The organism is Paraburkholderia sp. J10-1, assembly GCF_905220165.1.
In the GTDB taxonomy this organism is placed as follows: domain Bacteria; phylum Pseudomonadota; class Gammaproteobacteria; order Burkholderiales; family Burkholderiaceae; genus Paraburkholderia.
Window position 1 is genome coordinate 269,396 of record NZ_CAJMYW010000008.1, and the last position, 15,543, is coordinate 284,938.

The following is a 15,543-nucleotide window of genomic DNA, read 5'->3' on the forward strand; positions in this document are numbered from 1 at the left end:
GACTTTGCGCTCGACGGATCAACGTGCCGGCGCGCCGAGCGTGCGCGGACCGGACGGGGTTTCGAACTGCGCGACGAGCGCGGGCGAGAGGGCTTCCTCCACGGCGATCAAGTGCGTCGCGCCGAGCCACTGAAGCTGCTCGCGCACCGCTTGCGCTTGAGGGTGAAAGCCGGAGAGCGACGTGAGCGCGATGCCGGTGTCGGCCAGCACCTGCGACGGGTGATGGGCCGTATCCCACTGGATCAGCGAGGGCAGAATGCCGTCGCCCGCGCCTTGCCAGGCCGGGAACGCGCCGTCCCGCGGCACCGTGAGCTGCCACGAAAAATCGCCGCGCGTCATCGGCACGAGTTCGGGAATGCGCTGCGGATACTGTTCGCGCCAGCGCGCCAGGTTTTTCGGCGGATCGACGCGGGCGACCCAATGCGACAGATACGGCCCCTGTTCAAGGCGTGCCTGCACGGTGGGATCGTCGAGCGCGAACAGGCGTGCGCGGGCGTTCGCGTCGTTTTTCGCGGCGGGATCGATCGCGATGACTTCCAGGTAGACGCCGCCCCACAGCCCGAGCAGACGGTTGTGCGTGCGCATGAGCGGGTGCGCGCCGCCGCCCGCGGGCGCGACGCCGAGCGCGTCGCTCACGTACTGCACGCCTTCTTCCAGCGTGCGCGCGGCAACGACGAGGTGATCGAGGCGAAGCGGCGAGGCGTTCATGTCAGGACGGGGCGCGGAGTGATCTCGGGGCCGGAGCGAAGAGGGCGGAAGCGCGCGCCGCAACAGTGTGCCGACGCCTCCACCGAATCCTTACCGGTACGCATGCGATCAAATGTACCGGTATGGCTGCGGACAGTAACGGTACAATCGGCCCGATAGTGCTCTGTACAGTTCGAGTTCCGGGAGTCCTCATGTCCTCCGTCCCGCTAGACCAGATTCCCGCCCCGCACGACGCGGCCACGCTCACGCTCGTCGACCAGCTCGTGCAGTGGGGCCGCCGCCGCATCGAGGAGCGCGTGTTCCGCCCCGGCATGCGCATGCCGTCCATCCGCAAGCTCGCGCTCGACAAGGGCGTGTCGCGCTTCACGGTGGTCGAGGCGTACGAGCGTCTGGTCGCGCAGGGCTACCTCGACTCGCGGCGCGGTTCCGGTTTCTACGTGCGCGAGCGGCTGGCGCTCGTGGCGGGCGGCGAACGCGCGCCGGTGACGGCAGGCGCTGCGGTCCGTGCCGAGGGTGCGATGACTGCCGCCGCGCCCGCGCCGTCCACCATCGACGTGGTCTGGCTGCTGCGCAACATGCTTCACACCTCCACGCGGCCGGAAAAAGGGCCGGGTCTTGGCTATCTGCCTGCTCGCTGGCTGGACGGCGAACTGCTGACCGGCGCAATGCGCTCGCTGGGCCGGCAGAGCGGCACGCAACTGCTCGGCTTCGGCTCGCCGCAAGGCTTTCTGCCGCTGCGCCAGCAGCTCCAGACGCGCATGGCGGAACTCGAGATCGGCGCGACGCCCGACCAGATCGTGCTCGTCTCGGGTATCACCCAGGCGATCGACCTGCTTGCGCGCATCTACGTGCAGCCCGGCGACACGGTGATCGTGGGCGACCCCGCGTGGTTCCAGATGTTCGGGCGCTTCGCCTCGCAGGGCGCGCGGCTCGTCGGCATGCCGTACACGCCCGACGGGCCGGACCTTGACGCGCTCGAAGCGCTGGTCGAAACCTGGCGGCCCAGGATGCTCGTGATCAACTCGGTGCTGCAAAACCCCACCGGCACGTCACTCACGGCCGCGCAAGCGTTCCGCATTCTGCGGCTGGCGGAACAGTACGACTTCATCGTCGTCGAAGACGATATCTACGGCGACCTCTGCCCGGCGGGCTATCCGGCCACGCGCCTCGCGAGCCTCGACCAGTTGCGCCGCGTGATCTATCTCGGCAGCTTTTCGAAGACGCTCGCCCCGAACCTGCGCGTGGGCTATATCGCGAGCGCGCTCGACGTGGCCCAAGCGGTGGCGGACCAGAAGATGCTCGTCGGCATGACGAGCCCGGAGCTCAACGAGCGCGTGCTCTACCGCGTGCTCACGGAGGGCCACTACCGGCGCCACGTGGAGCGCTTGCGCGGGCGGCTGGACGGCGTGCGCGACAAGGCGGCGCGCATGCTGGAGCGCGCCGGCTTGCGCCTTTTCGCGGCGCCCGGCGCAGGGATGTTCCTGTGGGCCGATACCGGCGTCGACGCGGACGCGCTCACCGCGGCGGGCCACGAGACGGGCTTCCTGCTCGCGCCGGGGAGCCTTTTTTCGCCGCACCAGTCGCCCACCACGTGGATGCGCTTCAACATCGCCAACTGCGGCGATCCGGCGCTGCCTGCATTCCTCGCCGACTATCTCGAAGGCGTGGCCCGGCGCGGCGGCGGCGCACAAGCGTGATTTCGCGGCCGGCGGCTCTTGAAACCGGCGCCGTCTGTCCCCAACTGCGCGTGCGGCGCGCCGCTGAGCACTTGCGGCCATCAATTTGTCAGACCAGAACTGCAACGAAAGAGGACCCTCGACCATGGCACAAGAAACCATGAGCTTCCAGGCAGAAGTGAAACAGCTTCTGCACCTGATGATCCATTCGCTGTACAGCAACAAGGAAATCTTCCTGCGCGAGCTGATCTCGAACGCATCGGACGCGGCGGACAAGCTGCGCTTCGAGGCGATCGCGAACAGCGCGCTCTATGAAAACGATCCGAACCTGCGCATTCGCGTGGGCTTTGACAAGGACGCGCGCACCATCACGATCGACGACAACGGCATCGGCATGAGCCATGACGAAGCCGTGTCGAACCTCGGTACGATCGCGCGCTCGGGCACGAAGGAATTCTTCGGCAAGCTCTCGGGCGACCAGCAGAAGGACGCGGCGCTCATCGGCCAGTTCGGCGTGGGCTTCTATTCGGGCTTCATCGTCGCGGACAAGATCACGGTGGAAAGCCGCCGCGCGGGCCTGACGGCTGCCGAAGGCGTGCGCTGGACGAGCGCGGGCGAGGGCGAGTTCGCCGTCGAGACGATCGAGCGCGCGCAGCGCGGCACGACGATCACGCTGCATCTGCGCGAAGGCGAGGACGAACTGCTTTCCGCCTGGAAGATCAAGTCGATCATCCAGAAGTATTCGGACCACGTCGGCCTGCCCATCGAGATGAAGAAGGAAGAATGGGACGCCGAAAAGAGCGAGATGGTCACGAAGGACGAGTACGAGACCATCAACCAGGCGAGCGCGCTGTGGACCCGTTCGAAGAGTGAGATCAGCGACGAGCAGTATCAGCAGTTCTATCAGCACCTCGCGCACGACCATCAGAATCCGCTCGCGTGGACGCATAACCGCGTGGAAGGCCGCAGCGAATACACGCAGCTGCTCTACGTGCCGTCGCATGCGCCGTTCGACATGTGGAACCGCGACCACAAGAGCGGCCTGAAGCTGTATGTGAAGCGCGTCTTCATCATGGACGACGCCGAGCAACTGCTGCCGAACTATCTGCGCTTCGTGAAGGGCGTGGTCGATTCGAGCGATCTGCCGCTCAACGTCTCGCGCGAAATCCTGCAGGAAAGCCGCGACGTGAAGGCGATTCGCGACGGCGTGACCAAGCGCGTGCTCTCGATGCTCGAAGAAATGGCGGGCGCTGTTACGGACGCCGAAGCAAGCGAAGAGGACAAGGCGAAGTACACGACGTTCTGGACCGAGTTCGGCCAGGTGCTCAAGGAAGGCATTGGCGAGGATCACGCCAATCGCGAGCGTGTGGCGAAGCTGGCGCGCTTTGCGTCCACGCACAACGACACGAACGAGCAGACCGTCGCGCTTGCCGATTACGTTGCGCGCATGAAGCCCGAGCAGACGAAGATCTACTACGTCACCGCCGACACGTGGCAGGCCGCGAAGAACAGCCCGCATCTCGAAGTGTTCCGCAAGAAGGGCGTGGAAGTGCTGCTGCTCACCGACCGCGTGGACGAATGGATGCTGTCGTTCCTGAACGAGTTCGACGGCAAGCCGCTCGCGAGCGTGGCGCGCGGCGACCTCGACCTCGGCGCGCTCAACGACGAGGAAAAGCAGCAGCAGGAGAAGGTGAGCGAGGAACTCAAGCCGCTCGTCGAGCACATGAAGGAAGCACTCAAGGACAAGGCCAAGGACGTGCGCCTCACGTTCCGCCTGACCGATTCGCCCTCGTGCCTCGTGGCCGACGAAGGCGACATGAGCGGTTATCTGCAGCGCATGTTGAAGGCGGCGGGGCAGCAGGCTCCGCAGATGCAGCCGATTCTCGAAGTGAACCCGGAGCATCCGCTCGTGAAGGCGCTGCGCACCGATAGCGCGGACTTCGGCGACTGGTGCAATCTGCTGTTCGATCAGGCGCTGCTGGCGGAAGGCGGCGCGCTGGAGGATCCGGCGAGTTTCGTGAAGCGCACGAATGCGTTGTTGATGGGGCGCGCTGGCTAAGGCGTCACGCAGCGTTGTGTCCGAGACCCCTTGTGGCTGCCCGCCGCAAGGGGTTTTTCTTTTGTCCGCCCCGCTCGCAGCGAACTGAAATCCTCGCGGCCTATAATGCGCGCCATGCCTCTCCGATTCGATGCCGCTAACGCGCACTGGCGCGTCACGCCCTTGCCCGCCTTGAGCGCCGACCAGAAGGACTGGCTCACGCGCGGCGGTTCGCTCACGGCGCATTTGCGCACGCTCGGACGCGTGGTCGTGCGCGTGACGCGCGAAGCCGTCGATATGCCGTGGTCCGACGAATGCGCCGCGCTCGGCCTCGCGCCCCGCGAGCGCGCGTGGGTGCGCGAGATCGTGCTCGAAGTCGACGGCGTGCCGTTCGTCGCCGCGCACAGCGTGACGCCGCTCGCCGCGAGTCATGGCGTGTGGCAGGCCATGCGGCGCCTGCGCACGCGGCCGCTCGCGGAGCTGCTCTATAGCGATAGCGGCGTGGCTCGCTCGGCGCTCGTGAGCCGGCGCGTGAGCGCGCGGCATCCGCTTTATGCGCTTGCGGCTCGCGAGAGCGCGCCCGAGCCGGCGCACGCGCGGTTCGTCGCACGCCGCTCGGTGTTCGAGCGCGCGGGCGCGCCGCTACTCGTGACCGAATGCATGTTGCCCGCGCTATGGTCGCGTCTCGCGAGCGCTCCGCTCACCCAGGAAACCGGCGTGCATCTCGGCCGCGAGCGCGGCCCGCTCGATCACACGGCCTCGCGCGCGCATCACGCGCCGCGTTGAACGTCGCGCCCTGTTGCCATGACCTTCAAGACCTGCTTCGATCCCGTCGTCGATGCGCATACGCGCGTGCTCATTCTCGGCAGTCTGCCGGGCGAGGCGTCGCTTGCACATCAGCAGTACTACGCGCATAAGCAGAACAAGTTCTGGCATCTGGTGGGCGAGGTGATCGGTCGTAATCTGGTCGACATGGACTATGCGGCGCGTCTCGATACGTTGCTCGAAAACCGCTTTGGGTTATGGGACGTGGTCGCTCAGGCTCGTCGCGCTGGAAGCCTCGATAGCCAGATACGAGACCATGCAGCCAATGATTTGATTGCGCTTATCGAGGCGTTGCCGAATCTGTCGACCATTGCCTTCAATGGCGGGACGGCAGCGAAGATTGGCGTGAAGGCACTTGGCGAGTGTGGCGATCGATATCGGCTGCTTCGCCTGCCGTCGAGCAGCCCGGCCCATGCCTCCGTTCCGTACGCGGAAAAGCTCGCCGTTTGGCGACAACTACGACAGTCGATTTGAACGGGCATTGATCGCGATCGAAGCGCCATGACGAGGCCCAGTTTTGCAAGGCTTAAGGTTTTATGTCCTATGCCGATATTGCACTGGAGACGTCATTCATTTAAGGAGGAGTGGTGCTTCGTTTCGTCTTTGCATTTTTGCTCGCCGGCCTGCTTGCAGGCTGCAATACGACGCTGCATGTCGAGAAACCGGACCCAGCTTCGGGCTTGTATTCCACCCACACCGAACTGAAGCCCGCCGATATTCGCGTAGCGGAGAAGTTTGATCCGGCTTACACGCAGATGGTCTATCTGAAGATCAACGCGGAAAATCCGAATCCGCGATTTGTCGATTTTTTTGTGGCGGCCCTTAAGGATATGCATGTCTTCAAGCAGGTCGTGACGAAGGATGACTTGCAGGCGATCGTTATTGAACGCAACCTGGGCAGCAAGGTTCCGAGTGTGTCCGATCTCGTTGGACTCAATAACCTCAGCAAGGAGATCGGTCCGTTCCTTATCGTCGAGCCCAATGCGGTGTTCAAGGGCGGCTACAACTTCGAGGGAACGCTGAAGGCGATCGACGCCAGCACCGGAAAGACCGTTCTGCTGATCGATATGACCGCTTTCAACATGGCAGGACTGGATGATCCGTTGTTTCACCCGATGCTGAATGGATTCATCAACTGGACGCGCAATCAGCCGGTCGCGCCGGACGCGTCAAAAACCGCACAGCAGCCAAACGCTGCGAAGCTTTAACGGCTTGGGCGAACGTCGGTGTCTGCCGCAGAACCGACGTTCGAATGTCAGCGCGAAAGCGACGGTCGAAACGGCGCCCCGCGCGCCTCTGAGCGCTGGCACATACAGGCGTAAGCGCGCAGCCACTTAGCCGCGCGAGTGTCTGGTCCCGCGCGCGAAGTGGCCGCCAAATCAGGCGCGAAGCGCCACGAATGCTATGCTCTCGGTCGCCCGGGCAGATGCCCCTGAATTTGCGACCCCACAGCAAGCGATTTTCTCCATGACGACTCTCATCAAGCGCGCCTCCGCCGAGGCCCGCGCATTCAAGCAATCCGGCAACGCGACGCAATCGGGCGAGCCCGCGGGCAAGACCGCGAAGGTCACGAAGCGCCCGCGCCGCGCAGCCGCTGCAGCCGCCGACGACCTCGACAACGCTCCGGTCATCGAAGCGCCGCGCAAGCCGCGTTTCGCGCCGGTCACGTTCTCGGAAGAGAGCGGTGTGCGCTATCTCCACTTCGGCACGGAGTGGGTGCAAGGCGCGATGCGTCTTTCGAAGCCGCTGCACATCGAACTCGAATACGCGCAGCAAATGATGGCGTGGCTGCTCTTTATCGCCACGCCCGAGCGCATCGTGCAACTGGGTCTGGGCGCGGCTGCGCTCACCAAGTTCGCGCATCGCTATCTGCGTCCGGCCAAGGTCGAGGCGATCGAGCTGAATCCGGCGGTCGTCGTGGCCGCGCGCACGATGTTCGAGCTGCCGTACGACGACGCGCGTCTCACCGTGCGCGAACTCGACGCGTGGGACTTCGTGCAGGACCGCGCCAATCACGGCACGATCGGCGCGCTGCAGATCGACGTGTACGACGCGACCGCGCGCGGCCCGGTGCTCGACAGCGTGGCGTTCTACCGCGCCGTGCGCGCGTGCCTGACCGATGCCGGCGTCGCGACGATCAACCTGTTCGGCGACCACCCGAGCTTCGTGCGCAACATGAAGCGCCTGAATGAAGCCTTCGACGGCCGCGTGATCGCGCTGCCCGAAGTGCACGAAGGCAATCGCGTGGCGCTCGCATTTTCGGGCCCGGCGCTCGAAGTTACGTACGAGGCCCTCGAAAAGCGTGCGCGCCTGCTCGAGAGCAAGCTCGGCCTGCCGGCGCACCAGTGGGTGAAGGCGCTGCGCGAATCGAGCGGCCAGAACGGCGCGACGTTCTCGATCTGATCCGCGCGAACGGCGGCAACGCCGTTTCAGCACAGAAAACCGGCCTCAGGGCCGGTTTTTTTTCGCCCGCACCAGGCATCCGCGGACGATCTCCTGGACCTGGCGCAAGCCGTTGGCTCTTGACAACGTCCTCGAAATTCGGGTCCGCCCTGCTTGACCGTGCGGCGTGGCCTCGATACTCTTTTCAGCGCTTTCGGGGACCTTGCGGGCTATCCGTCTGTGAGGCCATCGGCCGCTATACGCCAGACGGGCCGGACGGCGGACCGCGAACAGAGCAACGCCGCATAACTACATAAGCAACGAGGAGACGTCATGGCTCACGACGCCGACGCCGGAAAATCAAGCAAGCATTGGCTGTGGCTTCTGCTGCTGCCCTGGATCGCGATGGTCTGGGTGCCGTCGTACAACAAGATCGAACCCACTCTGTGGGACTTCCCGTTTTTCTACTGGTATCAGCTTCTCTGGGTGCTGATTAGCGCTGCCATTACCGCGCTCGTCTACTTCAAGACGAAGACTCGCCGCAAGGGCGATGCAGGGGGCGCGCAATGAACGTTACAGCAACGATTGTCTTTATCCTGTTCTTCCTTGGCGTCACGGTTCTCGGCTTCGTGGCCGCGCACTGGCGCAAGGGCGACCTCGCACATCTCGAAGAGTGGGGCCTCGGCGGCCGCCGCTTCGGCACGATCGTCACGTGGTTCCTGCTCGGCGGCGACCTCTACACCGCATACACGTTCATTGCCGTGCCGGCGCTCGTATTTGGTGCGGGCGCAACGGGTTTCTTCGCGCTGCCGTACACGATCCTGATCTATCCGTTCGCGTTCGTCGTGTTCCCGAAGCTCTGGGCCGTCGCGAAGCGCCATCAATACGTCACCTCGGCCGACTTCGTAAGCGCGCGCTATGGCAGCCGCATGCTCGCGCTCGCCATCGCCGTGACGGGTATCGTCGCGACCATGCCGTATATCGCGCTGCAGCTGGTGGGTATCGAAGTGGTGATCGGCGCGCTTGGCTTCGACACAACGGGTTTCGTCGGCGACCTGCCGCTCATCATCGCATTCGCGATTCTCGCCGCGTACACGTACACCTCGGGCCTGCGCGCGCCGGCCATGATCGCGGTGGTGAAGGACATCCTCATCTACATCACGATCATCGTCGCGATCATCGTGATTCCCGCGCAGATGGGCGGCTTCGGCCACATCTTCGGCGCGGTGCCGCCGGCCAAGCTGCTGCTCAAGTCGCCGGATGCCGCGAGTTTGAACGGATATAGCGCCTACGCGACGCTCGCGGTGGGGTCGGCGCTCGCGCTGTTCCTGTACCCGCACTCGGTCACGGCGATCCTGTCGTCGTCGTCGGGCAACACCATCCGCCGCAACATGGCGATGCTGCCCGCGTACTCGCTCGTGCTCGGTCTGCTCGCGCTGCTCGGCTACATGGCGCTCGCCGCGGGCGTGAAGGACATGCCGGAATTCGCGCCGTACTTCAAGGCCTTCGGTCCGAACTTCGCGGTGCCGGCGCTGTTCCTGCACTTCTTCCCGTCGTGGTTCGTGGGCGTGGCGTTCGCCGCTATCGGTATCGGCGCGCTGGTGCCCGCCGCGATCATGTCGATTGCAGCGGCCAACCTGTACACGCGTAACATCCACAAGGAGTTCATCAACCGCAACATGAATCACGAGCAGGAGACCAACATCGCCAAGCTGGTCTCGCTGATCGTGAAGGTCGGCGCGGTGGCGTTCATCCTGGGCCTGCCGCTCACGTACGCGATCCAGCTGCAGCTGCTCGGCGGTATCTGGATCATCCAGACGCTGCCCGCCATCGTGCTCGGTCTCTACACGCGCATGCTCGACTACCGCGGCCTGCTGGTGGGCTGGGCGGTCGGCATCGGCACCGGCACGTGGATGGCCATTTCGCTCAAGCTCGCAGGCTCGATCTTCACGATCCACCTGTTCGGCATGGCGATTCCGGGTTACGCCGCGGTGTGGTCGCTGATCGTGAACCTCGTGGTCTCGGTTGTCGTGTCGGCGCTCGTGCATCTGGTTGGCATGCAGAAGAGCCAGGACCGCACGCGTCCGGAAGACTATCTCGACGTCGTCGAGGGCTGATCCGCTCGGTACACTTCGGCCCGGCGCGCACCGCCGGTCCGGACTTGCCGACAATGCCCGCAACACTTAGTTGCGGGCATTTGTTTTTCTGGTGCACGATGGCGGCTGATTTGGCTCACGTCCAGCCCGCGCCATGGCCCCATCCGAAACCGAATCCCGCTCCCGGTCCGCGCACAGCGGCGCGCGACGCGTGCGCACGCCGCGCCGCCGCTCGCGCCTCGCGCGCATGTGGCGTGCGCTGACGTCGCCGTACTACCGCTACCGCAATGCCAAGGTGATACACAGCGTGCGCGTGGGCCTCGCCATGCTCGCCTCGATTCTCGCGACCTCGGGCATCGATATTCCGCATGGCATCTGGGCGTCGGTCACGCTGCTCGTCGTGATCGGCGGGCTGCAGCACCAAGGCAACATCCGCAAGAAGGCCGCCGAGCGTGCGCTCGGCACGATGCTGGGCGCAGTGATCGGGCTCGTGCTGATCGTCGTGCAGGCCATCACGGGCTCCGTGCCGCTTACCTACGTGCTGATGTCGCTCGTGGCGGCCGTGTGCGGGTACTACGCCATTGGCAAGCCGGGCTACGTCGCCCTCCTTGCCGCCATCACCATGTGCATCGTCGCGGGGCATGGCGACAACCTCATCGATACGGGCCTCTGGCGCACGCTCAACGTGATTCTCGGCATCGTCATCGCGCTCGTGTTTTCGTTCGCCTTGCCGCTGCACGCCACGTATTCGTGGCGCTACAGCCTCGCCGACAATCTGCGCGAATGCGCGCGCGTGTACGCGCAGGTGGCGAGCGGCGTGCACGTCGATTCGGACGACCAGGTGCAGACCTTCATGCGCCTGAACGCACGGCTCGTGCAGCTGCGCGCGCTGATGCCTTCGGTGGCCAAGGAGATCGATGTGCCGCTCGCGCAGCTCGAACAGGTGCAGCGTTTGCATCGCTCGCTCCTGAGCGCGCTGGAGATGCTCTGCACCGGCACGGGCAGCTACGAGCAGTCGCTCGTGCGCGAGGCGTTCGCCGAGCGCAGCGAGACCGTGCGCCGTGCGCTGCTCGCCACGGCACGGGCGCTGCGATTTGGCGGCGGGCGCCACCCCGAGGCGGCGCAGCAGGCGCTGCGCCCGGTTGCGGCATGGGTGGACGGCGGGGCAGAGGACGATACGGCGGCCGAGGCGGGCGCGGGCGTCCATGAAGGCATGCCGGAGGCGCCGCAGGGCTGCCAGGAGCCGCAGATGCAGGGGCCGTACTGGCTCAGCCTGCGTGTGGAGGAGCAGGTGGAGCGCCTGCGCGCGCTCCTGCTTGAAACCGAACCGCGCTGGAACATCGAGCGCGCCGCGACGCACCGCATGGTGTGACGCCGGGCGCGCAACGCCGGCTGCGGCGCGGGGTCAGGCGGCCTGGTCGTGCGGCGCCGTGACCATCCACGGCACGCCGAACTTGTCGGTCAGCATGCCGAAGCCAGGCGACCAGAAGGTCTTCGCAAACGGCATCGTGACCGTGCCGCCTTTGGCCAGCGCGTTGAAGTAACGCTCGGCCGTGGCGACGTCGGGCCCGGTGAGCGAGACGCCGAAGCCGAGGAACTTGTCGTTCTGCGTCATGCAGCCGCCGTCGGACACCATGATCTGCGCGTCGCCGATCTGGAGCGTCGCGTGCATGATCTTTTCGGCGAGTTCGGGCGGCATGGGGCGGGCGGGGTCCGGCGGCGCTTCCTTGAAGCGCATCTTGATCACTTCCTTCGCGCCGAGCGCTTCGCCATAGAAGGCGATCGCTTCGTCGCAATTGCCGGGGTAAAAGAGGTAGGGCTGGATTTGCATCGTCGGTTTCCTTGCGGACGGGACGTTGGCCGGCCGGTTATCGTGCGCGGGTAGGCACGGGGCCGGATCATGCGGCGGGTTGCACCGCTGCCCTGATTCTAGGCGCGCGCCTGGGCATTACCGAGCGATGTGTCGTCAGGGTTTGCGAGAGCGCAGACGGGAACGGACGTTGCTCGCCCGCACGCAACAGAAAGGGCCGCACATGCGGCATGTGCGGCCCTCGGTCATCGATGGTTCGATGCGCTCTGCATGGAGCGCCGGCGCGTTACTTCGCGCGCAGCTCTTCGATCATCTTTTCGAGCTTGATCGCGTCGGCGGCGAACGCGCGGATGCCTTCCGCGAGCTTCTCGGTCGCCATGGCGTCTTCGTTGAGCTGGAAGCGGAACGACGGCTCGTCCACGGCCACGCGCTCGATCTTCGCGTCCTTGAACGCTTCCGGCGAAAGCTTGCGCTCGACCTTCTCGGTGCTGTCCTGGAGCTTTTGCAGCAGGTCCGGGCTGATGGTGAGCAGGTCGCAGCCGGCCAGCTCGACGATCTGGCTCGTGTTGCGGAAGCTTGCACCCATCACTTCGGTCTTGTGGCCGAACTTCTTGTAGTACGCGTAGATCTTGCGCACCGACTGCACGCCCGGGTCGTTCGCGCCGCCGTCCTTCGCGTCGTCCCAGTCGGCGCCCTTGGCCTTCTTGTACCAGTCGTAGATGCGGCCCACGAACGGCGAGATCAGCTGCGCGCCCGCTTCGGCGCACGCGGCGGCTTGCGCGAGCGAGAAGAGCAGCGTCATGTTGCAGTGAATGCCGTCCTTTTGCAGCGCTTCGGCGGCGCGAATGCCTTCCCAGGTGGAGGCGAGCTTGATCAGCACGCGCTCGCGGCCGATGCCGGCCTGCTTGTACAGGTCGATGATGTGGTGGGCCTTGTCGATCGACTTTTTCGTGTCGAACGAGAGGCGGGCGTCGACTTCGGTCGAGACGCGGCCCGGAATGATCTTGAGGATTTCGGTGCCGAACGCGATCAGCAGATGGTCGATGATCGACTCGAGCGATTCGCTCGCGTGATCGCGTACGGTTTTTTCGAGCAGCGGACGGTACTCAGCTTTCTGGACCGCCTTGAGGATCAGCGACGGGTTGGTCGTCGCGTCCTGCGGCTTGTACTGCACGAATTGCTGGAAGTCGCCCGTGTCGGCGACGACGGTGGTGTACTGCTTGAGCTGGTCGAGTGCGGTAGTCATGTCAGGCCTTGTGGGCGCGTGCGCGCCTGCATCGGTGAGAGTTGAACGGCCGGTGCGCTTCAGGCGTGAACCTGAGGCGCGCCGGGCGGAACGCGAAATGGCGCTGCGCCGTTGCGGCCCGGCACGCGCGGATGGACGGCAGACGCGCGTGCAGCCGGATCTGGCGCATTTGCCGCGCGTTTGGGCGCGGCTGACTTCATTATTTTATGGCGGAATCGCCTGGTGTTGCGTTTCACGCGCGCCGCGCATTCAGCACGAACTGCGTGATCACGCCCGCCACGAGCCCCCAGAACGCCGCGCCGATGGAAAGCAGCGTGAGCCCGGAGGCCGTCACCATGAAGGTGATGAGCGCGGCTTCGCGCTCCCTCGGGTTCTGCATGGCGTTGGTGAGGCCGCTCATGATCGAGCCGAACAGCGCGAGCGCCGCGATCGAGACCACGAGCGCCTGCGGGAACGCCGCGAACAGCGCCGCGATGGTCGCGCCGAAGGTCCCGGCGATCAGATAGAAAATGCCGCACCACACGGCCGCCATATAGCGCTTCGTGCGGTCTTCGTGGGCGTGCGGGCCGGTGCAGATCGCCGCGGTGATGGCGGCAAGATTCACGCCGTGCGAGCCGAACGGCGCGAGCACGAGCGAGGCCAGGCCCGTGGTCGCGATGAGCGGCGACGAGGGCGCGGCCGTGTGGTCGTAGCCGTCGGCGCGCAGCACGGCGATGCCGGGCACGTTCTGCGAGGCCATCGCCACGACGAAAAGCGGAATGCCGATGCTCACCACCGCCGTGAGCGAGAACGCCGGCATCGTGAACACGGGCTTGGCCACCGCCACGCGGAAATGGCTGAAGTCGAGCAGACCGAGCACGGCAGCGGCGGCGATGCCGATCACGAGCGTCGCGACGATCGCGTAGCGCGGCACGGCGCGCTTCACGATCAGGTAGCCGAAGAACATCGTCAGCACGAGCGGGGTTTGCACCTGCGCGGCGTGGAAGATCTCGATGCCGATCTCGAACAGGATGCCCGCGAGCAGCGCCGCCGCAATGCCCGCGGGAATGCGCTTCATGAGCGTGTCGAACCAGCCGGTGAGGCCCACGGCCGTGAGCAGCACGGCGCACACGATATAGGCGCCGATCGCCTCGGCATAGGGCACATGCGGCAGCGAGCTGATGAGGAGCGCCGCACCCGGCGTGGACCACGCGACCACGATGGGCGCGCGAAACCACAGCGACAGGCCGATGGTCGTCAACGCCATGCCGATGGAAAGCGCCCAGATCCACGAGGAAATCTGCGCGTCGGAAAGATGCGCCGCCTGGCCGGCCTGGAACATCAGCACGAGCGAGCTGGTGTAGCCGGTCATCATCGCGACGAAGCCGGCCACGATCGTGGCGACCGAGGTATCGGCGAAGGGCCGCAGCGGTCCTGGCCTGAACGTCGTGGGCAGGTCAGGGGAGGAGGGGGCGGTCATGCAGGTGGTCTCCAGATTTTGCGTAGGTATGGCGACATCGGGCGGCGCGGCCTGGTCACACTCAGGCAACGCGCCGCCTCGAAAGAGCGGAAAGGGGCGGGAGTGCGGGCGCCTATTTGCTCAGCACGCGCATGGCCGTTTCGAGCCCGGCGACGGTGAGCGGATACATGCGGTGGCCGAGAATCTCGCGGATGATCGACACCGACTGGCGGTATTCCCATAGTCGCTCGGGTTCGGGGTTGAGCCAGGCGAAATGGGGGAACTGGTCGGCGAGACGGCGCAGCCACACGGCGCCCGCTTCGGGGTTGTTGTATTCGACCGAGCCGCCCGGCTGCAGCACCTCATACGGGCTCATGGTGGCGTCGCCGACGAAGATCAGCTTGTAGTCGGGCGTGAACTTGTGCAGCAGGTCCCACGTGGGCGTGCGCTCGGCGTGGCGGCGGCGATTGTTCTTCCACAGGTAGTCGTACACGCAGTTGTGGAAGTAGTAGAACTCGAGGTGCTTGAATTCGGCTTTGGCCGCCGAGAACAGTTCTTCCGTGCGCTTGATGTGATCGTCCATCGAGCCGCCCACGTCGAGCAGCATCAGCACTTTCACGTTGTTATGGCGCTCCGGCACCATCTTGAGGTCGAGCCAGCCCGCGTTCGCGGCGGTGCTGCGGATCGTGTCGCCGAGATCGAGTTCTTCGGCGGCGCCTTCGCGCGCGAAACGGCGCAGACGGCGCAACGCGACCTTGATGTTGCGCGTGCCGATTTCGACCTGGTCGTCGTAGTCGCGATACGCGCGCGCGTCCCACACTTTCACGGCGCTGCGCTGGCCGCCTTCGCCGCCAATGCGGATGCCCTCGGGGTTATAGCCGCCATGGCCGAAGGGCGAGGTGCCGCCCGTGCCGATCCATTTGCTACCGCCTTCGTGGCGCTCCTTCTGTTCCTCGAAAAGCTCCTTCAGGCGCTCCATGAGCTTGTCGAGCCCGCCCATGGCTTCGATCTGCGCGCGCTGCTCGGGCGTGAAGTCGCGCTCCAGACGCTTCTTGAGCCAGTCTTCGGGTATCTCGAAGGCGAGTTCGGACTTCTTCTCGATGCCGCGAAAATACGCACCGAACGCCTGATCGAAGCGGTCGAAGTATTGCTCGTCTTTCACGAGCGTCATGCGTGCGAGGTAGTAGAAGTCGTCGAGCGAGGGCGCGATCACGCGCGCCTTGAGCGCTTCGACGAGCGTGAGGTACTCCTTCACGGAAACCGGCAGCTTCGCGTCGCGCAGCGTGTAGAAGAAGTCGATCAGCATGCGGTGTCTCCGGCTTTC

Annotated in this window: 14 protein-coding genes; 9 read left to right on the plus strand and 5 right to left on the minus strand. The window is 65.3% G+C overall.

What is annotated here, in order from left to right; genetic code table 11:
• Positions 1-18: 18 nt before the first annotated feature.
• Positions 19-708: a VOC family protein gene (locus U5A65_RS24690; protein WP_321947917.1), complete on the minus strand. Its 690-nt coding sequence runs from the start codon at positions 706-708 to the stop codon at positions 19-21.
• Between the two features lie 191 nt (positions 709-899).
• Between U5A65_RS24690 and U5A65_RS24695 the strand changes: the two genes are divergently transcribed.
• The 9 genes from U5A65_RS24695 (at position 900) to U5A65_RS24735 (ending at position 11,097) form a co-directional block, all read left to right on the plus strand.
• On the plus strand, positions 900-2,405 hold the full coding sequence (locus tag U5A65_RS24695; RefSeq protein WP_321914740.1) for a PLP-dependent aminotransferase family protein: 1,506 nt from the start codon (positions 900-902) through the stop codon (positions 2,403-2,405).
• Between the two features lie 124 nt (positions 2,406-2,529).
• On the plus strand, positions 2,530-4,443 hold the full coding sequence (gene htpG / locus U5A65_RS24700; RefSeq protein WP_321914739.1) for a molecular chaperone HtpG: 1,914 nt from the start codon (positions 2,530-2,532) through the stop codon (positions 4,441-4,443).
• Positions 4,444-4,557: 114 nt separating this feature from the next.
• A complete protein-coding gene (locus U5A65_RS24705) occupies positions 4,558-5,208 on the plus strand; it encodes a chorismate--pyruvate lyase family protein (protein WP_321914738.1) in 651 nt (216 codons plus the stop codon).
• An 18-nt stretch (positions 5,209-5,226) separates the two neighbouring features.
• Entirely contained in the window at positions 5,227-5,721 is a 495-nt protein-coding gene (locus tag U5A65_RS24710; RefSeq protein ID WP_321914737.1) for a DNA-deoxyinosine glycosylase, read from the plus strand.
• A gap of 113 nt (positions 5,722-5,834) precedes the next feature.
• Entirely contained in the window at positions 5,835-6,455 is a 621-nt protein-coding gene (locus tag U5A65_RS24715) for a hypothetical protein (protein WP_321914736.1), read from the plus strand.
• A gap of 259 nt (positions 6,456-6,714) precedes the next feature.
• On the plus strand, positions 6,715-7,650 hold the full coding sequence (locus tag U5A65_RS24720; RefSeq protein WP_321914735.1) for a spermidine synthase: 936 nt from the start codon (positions 6,715-6,717) through the stop codon (positions 7,648-7,650).
• 312 nt (positions 7,651-7,962) lie between these two features.
• On the plus strand, positions 7,963-8,199 hold the full coding sequence (locus U5A65_RS24725) for a DUF3311 domain-containing protein (RefSeq protein ID WP_321914734.1): 237 nt from the start codon (positions 7,963-7,965) through the stop codon (positions 8,197-8,199).
• A complete protein-coding gene (gene mctP / locus U5A65_RS24730; RefSeq protein ID WP_321936813.1) occupies positions 8,196-9,746 on the plus strand; it encodes a monocarboxylate uptake permease MctP in 1,551 nt (516 codons plus the stop codon). The genes U5A65_RS24725 and mctP overlap by 4 nt, the downstream gene beginning before the upstream one ends.
• A gap of 226 nt (positions 9,747-9,972) precedes the next feature.
• Positions 9,973-11,097: an FUSC family protein gene (locus U5A65_RS24735; RefSeq protein ID WP_321936875.1), complete on the plus strand. Its 1,125-nt coding sequence runs from the start codon at positions 9,973-9,975 to the stop codon at positions 11,095-11,097.
• Positions 11,098-11,130: 33 nt separating this feature from the next.
• Here the strand turns inward: U5A65_RS24735 and U5A65_RS24740 are convergent, their stop codons facing one another.
• The 4 genes from U5A65_RS24740 to U5A65_RS24755 form a co-directional block, all read right to left on the minus strand.
• Complete coding sequence (locus U5A65_RS24740; RefSeq protein ID WP_321947919.1) at positions 11,131-11,556, minus strand: VOC family protein; 426 nt, start codon at positions 11,554-11,556, stop codon at positions 11,131-11,133.
• A gap of 265 nt (positions 11,557-11,821) precedes the next feature.
• Positions 11,822-12,781 carry a transaldolase gene (tal, locus tag U5A65_RS24745; RefSeq protein ID WP_321936815.1) on the minus strand — a complete coding sequence of 320 codons (960 nt, stop codon included), beginning with the start codon at positions 12,779-12,781 and terminating at the stop codon, positions 11,822-11,824.
• Between the two features lie 232 nt (positions 12,782-13,013).
• Positions 13,014-14,240 (minus strand): benzoate/H(+) symporter BenE family transporter, encoded by a 1,227-nt coding sequence (locus U5A65_RS24750; RefSeq protein WP_321936816.1) that lies wholly within the window; start codon positions 14,238-14,240, stop codon positions 13,014-13,016.
• Between the two features lie 112 nt (positions 14,241-14,352).
• Complete coding sequence (locus U5A65_RS24755; RefSeq protein ID WP_321914728.1) at positions 14,353-15,525, minus strand: VWA domain-containing protein; 1,173 nt, start codon at positions 15,523-15,525, stop codon at positions 14,353-14,355.
• Positions 15,526-15,543 lie beyond the last annotated feature (18 nt).

Coding starts and splice junctions, on each gene's coding strand:
- U5A65_RS24690 (WP_321947917.1), bottom strand. CDS start 708: ATGAACGCCTCGCCGCTTCGCCTCGATCACCTCGTCGTTGCCGCGCGC.
- U5A65_RS24695 (WP_321914740.1), top strand. CDS start 900: ATGTCCTCCGTCCCGCTAGACCAGATTCCCGCCCCGCACGACGCGGCC.
- htpG (WP_321914739.1), top strand. CDS start 2,530: ATGGCACAAGAAACCATGAGCTTCCAGGCAGAAGTGAAACAGCTTCTG.
- U5A65_RS24705 (WP_321914738.1), top strand. CDS start 4,558: ATGCCTCTCCGATTCGATGCCGCTAACGCGCACTGGCGCGTCACGCCC.
- U5A65_RS24710 (WP_321914737.1), top strand. CDS start 5,227: ATGACCTTCAAGACCTGCTTCGATCCCGTCGTCGATGCGCATACGCGC.
- U5A65_RS24720 (WP_321914735.1), top strand. CDS start 6,715: ATGACGACTCTCATCAAGCGCGCCTCCGCCGAGGCCCGCGCATTCAAG.
- U5A65_RS24725 (WP_321914734.1), top strand. CDS start 7,963: ATGGCTCACGACGCCGACGCCGGAAAATCAAGCAAGCATTGGCTGTGG.
- mctP (WP_321936813.1), top strand. CDS start 8,196: ATGAACGTTACAGCAACGATTGTCTTTATCCTGTTCTTCCTTGGCGTC.
- U5A65_RS24735 (WP_321936875.1), top strand. CDS start 9,973: ATGTGGCGTGCGCTGACGTCGCCGTACTACCGCTACCGCAATGCCAAG.
- U5A65_RS24740 (WP_321947919.1), bottom strand. CDS start 11,556: ATGCAAATCCAGCCCTACCTCTTTTACCCCGGCAATTGCGACGAAGCG.
- tal (WP_321936815.1), bottom strand. CDS start 12,781: ATGACTACCGCACTCGACCAGCTCAAGCAGTACACCACCGTCGTCGCC.
- U5A65_RS24750 (WP_321936816.1), bottom strand. CDS start 14,240: ATGACCGCCCCCTCCTCCCCTGACCTGCCCACGACGTTCAGGCCAGGA.
- U5A65_RS24755 (WP_321914728.1), bottom strand. CDS start 15,525: ATGCTGATCGACTTCTTCTACACGCTGCGCGACGCGAAGCTGCCGGTT.